Origin of the sequence: uncultured Campylobacter sp. (assembly GCF_938017705.1) — a bacterium.
Taxonomy (GTDB): Bacteria; Campylobacterota; Campylobacteria; order Campylobacterales; family Campylobacteraceae; genus Campylobacter_B.
The window spans coordinates 1-1,952 of the sequence record NZ_CALIIS010000152.1 but is presented as its reverse complement, the minus strand read 5'-3'; the positions used below and the strand labels follow the sequence as shown (position 1 = coordinate 1,952).

Sequence of the window (1,952 nt, the reverse complement as noted above, 5' to 3'; positions counted from 1 at the left end):
GTAGAATTCCATCCCATTGGGAATTGAAACCCATCAGTGGTGCCACGCGCACAAGCACGAGAGTGTAGAATTCCATCCCGTTGGGAACTGAAACTGATTTGCTTTGCTTTTTCGACCTTTTCGGTTTGGTAGAATTCCATCTCGTTGGGAATTGAAACGCTCAACGCGGGCTAGGTGTGGGTCACCTTGGTTTTGATGAAGGAATATTAGCATAGACTATATTAAAGATAGCTTAAATTAATAGGAATAGCTAATATTTTTAGTAGTATAATTCCTAAACAAAAAAATAAGGAGGCAGACATGGAATTTGCGGAATTCAAAAATAAAATACGAGATATCGCTACAAAAATAGAAAGCACTAAAAATAATGTTTGCACGGAAGAGGCTACAAAAAACGCTTTTATTATGCCGTTTATTAGGGCTTTGGGGTATGATGTTTTTGACCCAAACGAGGTGGTACCGGAGTTTACGGCGGATGTGGGGATTAAGCAAGGCGAAAAGATAGACTACGCTATTTTTAAAGACGGCGAGCCGATAATCCTTATAGAATGCAAAAAAGCAGGCGTTGATCTTAATGCAGGCAATGAGTCTCAACTCTTTAGATATTTTACCGCCACTCCAGCAAAATTTGCAATACTCACAAACGGCATAACATATAAATTTTTTACAGACTTAGACGATAAAAACAAAATGGATACGACGCCATTTTTAAGTTTTAATATCCTAAAAATAAAAGACAGCCATCTTTCCGAGCTATTAAAATTTCAAAAAGAAAGCTTTAATTTTGATGAAATCCTTAGCACTGCGAACACTTTAAAATACTCAAATGAATTTAGAAGCGTGATAGCGGACGAAATGAAAGAGCCTAGTAAAGAATTTATCAAATTTTTTATTAAAAAAGTATATACCGGAGTTGTTACGGAAAGGATAATTGATCAATTCTCGGGGCTTATAAAAGACCTGTTGTCTCAATACATTAACGAAAACGTCAATGAAAGACTAGAAGCAGCACTAAACAAAGAGACAAAACCAAACACGGATGTAAGCGATGAGATAAAGATGCCTAAAATTATAACCACGGACGAGGAAATAGAGGCTTTCCATATCATTCGTGCTATTTTATGCCAATCCATTCAGCTAGATAGAGTATATTACCGAGACGCCCAATCATACTTTGCAATACTATTTGACGATAACAATCGAAAGACCTTATGCAGGCTCTACCTTTCAGAAAATAAAAAATATATCGGGATTATGGATAAAAACAAGAATGAGGATAGAATTCTTATAAATAGCATAGACGACATATACAAGCACTCACAAAAAATCATTGAAATAGCAAATTTTTATAGTAAGGAGTAGAAAAATGAAAAAAGTTTCATTTGCGTTGACCGCAGCGGTTGCGGCCTTTATGTTTGCAGGGTGCTCTGCTAAAGGGCCAAGCTTCAAAGAATTTAAGCAGGCAGAACAAGGCAAGGCTCTATTGTATGTTTACCGAGAGGGCGGATTTGGCGGTAGCGCCATCTCTTATGATATTCACGTAGACAGCAAAGACAAAAACGCCACTATCGGCACGCTTCGCCCTAAAGGATATTTAGAAACAACGCTAGACGCAAATAGGAATTATGAAATTTGGGCTAAAACCGAAGCCAAAAGCTCTTTAAATTTGCAAACTAAACCTAATGAAGTATATTGTGTAAAAGGCAGCGTAGGGATAGGCTTTTTTGTAGGACATCCAAAACTGGAATTCGTAAATACGGCGACCTGCAAAAGCGAGATCGCGCAAACAAACCTATCAATTGGCGACGAGCCGAAAAACAAATAAACTATTTCATACCCTCGGCGGACAAAAGTCCGCCGCTTTCTAACCAAACACACCAAAACCAACCCAAATTCAAATTTTAGCTATCATTCGCTTAAAGGCAGTGCCTAATTTCCTAATGGGAGTGTAG

At 37.9% G+C, this 1,952-nt stretch carries 2 protein-coding genes; both read left to right on the top strand.

From position 1 onward, the window contains the following. Nucleotides 1-300 precede the first annotated feature (300 nt). Entirely contained in the window at nt 301-1,362 is a 1,062-nt protein-coding gene (locus Q0605_RS07625) for a type I restriction endonuclease (protein ID WP_298705734.1), read from the top strand. Nucleotides 1,363-1,366: 4 nt separating this feature from the next. Further along, on the top strand, nt 1,367-1,825 hold the full coding sequence (locus Q0605_RS07620; protein ID WP_298705731.1) for a hypothetical protein: 459 nt from the start codon (nt 1,367-1,369) through the stop codon (nt 1,823-1,825). Nucleotides 1,826-1,952: the final 127 nt, after the last annotated feature.